This window comes from Terriglobales bacterium, from assembly GCA_035457425.1.
Lineage (GTDB): Bacteria > Acidobacteriota > Terriglobia > Terriglobales > Acidobacteriaceae > JACPNR01.
In genome coordinates, this window is the sequence record DATIBR010000101.1 from 1 (window position 1) to 6093 (window position 6093).

3 protein-coding genes are annotated in these 6093 nt (G+C 67.4%); all 3 read left to right on the top strand.

The genetic code is table 11. The features are described 5' to 3' along the window. Positions 1–43 precede the first annotated feature (43 nt). Positions 44–3142 (top strand): carbamoyl-phosphate synthase large subunit, encoded by a 3099-nt coding sequence (gene carB, locus VLA96_07580; protein ID HSE49048.1) that lies wholly within the window; start codon positions 44–46, stop codon positions 3140–3142. 232 nt (positions 3143–3374) lie between these two features. Further along, entirely contained in the window at positions 3375–5405 is a 2031-nt protein-coding gene (locus VLA96_07585) for an ATP-binding protein (GenBank protein ID HSE49049.1), read from the top strand. Positions 5406–5503: 98 nt separating this feature from the next. Then, positions 5504–6093 (top strand): DUF1028 domain-containing protein (locus VLA96_07590; GenBank protein ID HSE49050.1); only part of this gene is annotated, 590 nt, incomplete at its 3' end.

Here is a 6093-nt window from a genome sequence, read left to right on the forward strand (position 1 = left end):
GACGAGGGAATATCTCGAAGAGATCATCCGTATTGAAGCGGAGATGACTCAACCGCAGCGGCTAAAGCCGGCGCGTGGGGAGCGCGAGAACGGCGCGGCTGAAGCCGCGCCCTTACGAAACACCGGTTTTGCGCTGCTGCCCACCGTGGGCGGGCAGACCGCGCTCAACCTCGCGGTCGAGCTGGCCGACGGCGGCGTGCTCGAGAAGTACGGCGTGGAGCTCATCGGTGCGCAGCTCGGCGCCATCAAGAAGGCCGAAGACCGCCTGCTGTTCAAGGACGCGATGCAGCGCATCGGGCTCGACGTGCCGAAATCCGCGCTCGTCAACAACCTGAAAGACGGTCTCGAGTTCAGTGGCAAGATCGGCTTCCCGGTCATCATCCGGCCGTCGTTCACGCTCGGCGGCTCGGGCGGCGGCATCGCTTACAACCGCGAGGAGCTGATCGAGATCCTCTCGCGCGGCCTCGACCTCTCGCCCGTCCACGAGGTGCTGATCGAAGAGAGCGTGCTCGGGTGGAAGGAGTACGAGCTCGAGGTGATGCGCGACCTCGCCGACAACGTCATCATCATCTGCTCGATCGAGAACTTCGACCCGATGGGCGTGCACACCGGCGACTCGATCACCGTCGCGCCCGCGCAGACGCTCACCGACCGCGAGTACCAGGCGATGCGCGACGCCGCCATCAAGGTCATCCGCGAGATCGGAGTCGAGACCGGCGGGTCGAACATCCAGTTCGCCGTGCACCCGACCAACGGGCGCATGACCGTGATCGAGATGAACCCGCGCGTCTCGCGCTCGTCGGCGCTGGCTTCGAAGGCGACCGGTTTCCCCATCGCGAAGATCGCCGCCAAGCTCGCGGTGGGGTACCGGCTGGACGAGATCCCGAACGACATCACCAAGAAGACGCCGGCCTCGTTCGAGCCCACGCTCGACTACGTCGTGGCGAAGATCCCGAAGTGGCAGTTCGAGAAGTTTCCCGGCGCCGACGAGTCGCTCGGCCCGCAGATGAAGTCGGTGGGCGAGGTCATGGCCATCGGGCGGACGTTCAAGGAAGCGCTGATGAAGGGCGTGCGCTCGCTCGAGACGGGCAAGTCGCTGGCGTCGGAGAAGATCGAGCCGAAGATCCTGATGCAGCGGCTGGTGACGCCGCATCCGGAGCGCCTGAACTACATCCGCTACGCGCTGCGCCAGGGGTACTCGGTCAAAGAGGTCAACAAGTTCACCTCGATCGACCCGTGGTTCCTCTACCAGCTGAAGGAAACGGTGGAGATGCAGGCGGAGCTGGAGAAGCATCCGCAGGAATCGGTGACGCCGGAGTTGATCCGCGAGGCCAAGCGCATGGGCGTCTCGGACGCGCGGCTGGCGGACATCTGGCGCTTGCGCGAGGGCAAGGGCGCGGGCGAGAAGATCCGCTACCACCGCAAGAAGGCCGGCATCACGCCGGTGTTCAAGCGGGTCGACACCTGCGCGGGCGAGTTCGAGAGTTATACGCCCTACCTCTACTCGACGTATGAGGAAGAGGACGAGGCGCCGCCGACCGACAAGAAAAAGGTCATCATCCTGGGGAGCGGGCCGAACCGCATCGGGCAGGGCATCGAGTTCGACTACTGCTGCTGCCACGCCGCCTTCGCGCTGCGCGACGACGGGTTCGAGACCATCATGGTCAACTGCAACCCGGAGACGGTGTCGACGGACTACGACACTTCCGACCGCCTGTACTTCGAGCCGCTGACGTTCGAAGACGTGATGGCGGTGTACGAGCACGAGGCGGGAAAGGGCGCGCAGGTCGGGATGATCGTGCAGTTCGGCGGGCAGACGCCGCTCAACCTGGCGCTGCCGCTCAAGGCCGCCGGCGTGCCCATCATCGGAACGTCGCCGGAATCCATCGACCTCGCCGAGGACCGCAAGCGCTTCGGGAAGCTGCTCGAGGAGCTCGACATCCCGCAGCCGCCGGGCGGCACCGCGACGTCGCTCGAAGAGGCGCTGAAGGTCGCCAACAAGATCGGCTACCCGGTGCTGGTGCGCCCCAGCTACGTGCTGGGCGGGCGCGCCATGGTGATCGCGTACGACGACGAGACCATCACCAGGTACATGAAGGAGGCGGTGGAGTACTCGCAGGACCGCCCGGTGCTGGTGGACAAGTTCCTGGAAGACGCGACCGAGGTGGACGTGGACGCGCTCTCCGACGCCGAAGACGTGGTCATCGGCGGCATCATGCAGCACATCGAGGAGGCCGGCATCCACTCGGGCGACTCGAGCTGCGTGCTGCCGGCGGTCGACATCCCCGAGCACTGCCTGAAGACGATGCGCGAGCACACCTTCCGGCTGGCGCGGTCGCTCAAGGTCATCGGGCTGGTGAACATCCAGTTCGCCATCCACAAGGACAAGGTGTACGTGATCGAGGTGAACCCGCGCGCCAGCCGCACCGTGCCCTACGTCTCGAAAGCGACGGGCGTGCCGCTGGCGAAGATCGCCGCGCGGCTGATGACGCGCCGCAAGCTGAAGGAGTTCCTGCCGGAGAACGTGGAGCGCGCCACCGACCTCTCGACCGGCAACTGCTACTACGTGAAGTCGCCGGTCTTCCCGTGGTCGAAGTTCCCGGGCGTGGACACGGTGCTCGGACCGGAGATGAAGTCCACCGGCGAGGTGATGGGTGTGGCCGACAACTTCGGCGAAGCCTTCTACAAGGCGCAGCTCTCCGCCTTCCAGACGCTGCCGACCACCGGGACGATCTTTATCTCCGTGGCGGAAAAAGATAAGCAGCACGTGGCCGACATCGCGCGCAAGTTCAGCGACCTGGGGTTCCACATCGTCGCCACCCACGGCACGGCCGACATCCTGAACCGCGCGGACATCGCCTGCGACCGCGTCTTCAAGGTGAAAGAGGGGCGGCCGAACGTGGTCGACCTGATCAAGGGCGACAAGATCCACCTCATCTTCAATACGCCGCACGGCGCCGAGCCGTGGTTCGACGAGAAGGCCATCCGGCGCGCCGCGGTGATGCAGCGCATCCCTACCATCACCACGCTCTCGGCCGCGCGCGCCGCGGCGGAGGGGATCGCCGCGCTGCAGCGCGGCCAGGTCACCGTGCGCGCGCTCCAGCACCTGCACGCCGACCGCAAGCTCACCGCCGGCCGCTAGCCGGCGGTTTTCCACACCTAGACATGTACTCGCCAGTCAACGGCCACCTGGACTAGGCCTTTTGTTCCAGCCGGACTCAGGTTTTTCCCTATGGGCCAGGGCTACCATTTGACGTATTCTGCGCCTACTGGCCGAGTAGTTCTTGCCCACCTCGTCTTCGGTACCGTTCTCTTTCCGGCACGTCAAAACCGTGGGCATGTCTTTTCGCGCACAACTCGTTTTCGTACTGACGGTGCTCTTGCTGCTGTTCGCGGGCGCCGCCGGGGTGGCGACCCTGGCGACCCTCGACCGCGCGCTGCAGGAAGACGGGCTGCGCGACGTCCACGGCGCCGCCGACGCGCGGCGCGACGCCCTGGCCAGCCAGCTCACGCTCAACCGGCAACGCGCCGGCGCGCTGCTCGAGAGCATCGCCTCCAGCTGCGACCTGAGCGGGCACATCAACCGCGCGTGCGCCGCCGATGCGCTGGGTGACTGGGCGCGGCGCGACCACATCCGCTACGCGCGGCTCACGTTCCCGCGCGCTGCCGCCCTGCAATACGGCTCGCCCTTGCCCGTCGATCCGGCGCTCTACCGCGACGCCGGAGGCCTGAAGGCCGTGGTGACCGCGCACGATACCTATAGCGGCGGACGGCTCACCGCGGTGCTCCAGGGCGACGAGCTCGAGGCCGCGCTGACCGCCGACTTCCGGCCCGACTCGGCCGGCTCCATCACGCTGTTCAACGCGCAGGGTCAGCCGCTGACTTCATTGCCCGCGGCCGGCGCCGCCCAGGATGTGCTGGCGCAGGCTTGCCGGGAGCGCGCCGAGCCCGCCGCCGTGCACAGCGCCAAGCAGCGCACGCTCGTGGCCGCCAGCGCGCTGAGTTCGGGGGAGGGCTGCGTGGTCGCGCAGCTGCCGGTGGGCGAGCTGCTGCAGCCCGCGCTGCGGCTGCGCAACCGCTTCGCCGTCCTCGCCGTGATATTCGTCGCGTTCGCCGCCGGCCTGGCGCTGCTGCTGGCGTACCTGATGGCGCGGCCGCTGCACGCGCTCACGCGCCGCGTGGAGACGATGTCACGCGGCGACTTCGATTCCGTCGTGCCGCGCGGCGGCCCGACCGAGATCCGCGCGTTCGCCAACGCCTTCGCGCGCATGGCGCGCTCGCTCAAGCAGTCGCACGAGGCGCTGCAGCAGAGCGAAGAGAAGCTGCGGCTCAGCTACCGCGCCGCCCACCTGACGCCGTGGGAAGCTTCGCTGACGCACGGGTACTTCCGCTGGATGGACTTCTCGGTCGACCCGCCGGTGATGCGCGAGGAGCCGCTCGCGGGCGTGCTGGCACGCGTGCATCCCGAGGACCTCGACCGCGTGCAGAACGCGCTCTCCATCACCGAGCACCTGCGGCCGTTCCAGCTGGAGTTCCGCTACAGCAAGCCCGACGGCGAGATGATCTGGCTCGCGTCGCGCGGCGAGTGCCTGCGGCGCATCACCGGGCCGGTGCTCATCGGCGTGAATCTCGACGTCACGCACCGCCGGAGGGTGGAGGAGCTGGAACGGGACCGCGAGCGGCTGGCCGCGGTCGCGCACATCGCCGCGGAGCTTTCGCACGAGATCAACAACCCGCTCGCCGCGGTCGCCGGCGCGCTCTACCTGCTGAAGGGCGCGGTGCCGGGCTCGGAGGCGCACCGCCACTGCTTGGAGATCGCGACCACCGCCACCGACCGCATCACGCACATCGCGCGCCAACTGCTCGGCCTGTACCAGCGCACCGCGGGCGCCGAGCCGGTGGATCTTGCGCACCTGGTGCGGGAGGTGCTGGAGGTCTACCGTGAGCAGGCGCAAGCGCGACGCGTCCGGCTCACCGCCGACCTGCCGCAGGAGGCGCCGCTCACCGGCCATGCCGTCGAGTTGCGCACCGCCGTCGCCAACGTGCTGGCGAACTCGCTGACCAGCGTCCCGGCGGAAGGGCGCGTGGTGGTGCGCGTGCGGCGGGTGCACGAGCGCAGGCTGGGCAGGGAAGGCTTGCGCGTGACCATCGCCGACAACGGCACCGGCATCGCCGCCGAGCACCTGAACCGCGTCTTCGAGGCGTTCTTCTCGACCAGCGAGCAGCGCGGCACGGGGTTGGGCCTGTGGGTCACGAGCAACATCATCCGCAAGCATTATGGGTCGATCCGGGTGCGCTCCTCGCAGAGCGGCGCGCGGCATGGGACCACGGTCAGCATCTTCCTGCCTTGCCTGGACTCGGACGAGGCCACGCGGATGGGCGCGAAGACCCGCGCCGTTGCCTAAAGTCATTGCCGATTTCCGATTGCCAATCGCCGATCGCTGGCCGTTAAATTGGCATTCGGCAATTGGCATTCGGCAATTGCCTTTTCCGAGGTGAGCCGATGAAGCGTCTTGTCTTGTTCCTTCTCTTTGCTGCGACCGCGCTCGCGCAGATGCCGCAGCGGCCGCTGCGTCCGGTGAGCACGTTCTCCATCGTGGCGCGCGACCCGCAGACGGGCGAGATCGGAGTGGCGGTGCAGTCGCACTGGTTCGCCGTCGGCCAGATCGTCCCCTGGGCCGAGGCCGGCGTGGGTGCGGTGGCGACGCAGTCATTCGTGGACCCGAGTTACGGCAAGCTGGGGCTCGATCTGATGCGGGCTGGGAAGAGCGCGCCGGAAGCACTCAAGGGACTCCTATGGTCTGATCCGAACTCCAGCGTTCGACAAGTCGCGATGATTGACTGGAACGGTCGTGTAGCTGTCTGGACAGGTGGGAAGGACGTCACATCCGCCGGTCACGTCGTCGGTGCTCGTCGTGACAAAACGGGGGAAAAGTTGGAGATCTTCTGCGGCCCACCTGGTACACGCGCATGTGTTGGCGTCGTTGACTACGGGGAGGACTTCTCCGTCCAAGCCAACCTCATGTCCAACGACAGGGTCTGGCCGGCGATGGCGAAGGCCTTCGAGGAGACCAAGGGCGACCTCGCGGAGCG

What these genes read in the sequence shown, in the direction of transcription:
- carB (HSE49048.1), top strand. Translation starts at nt 44, where the DNA reads ATGACTCAACCGCAGCGGCTAAAGCCGGCGCGTGGGGAGCGCGAGAAC.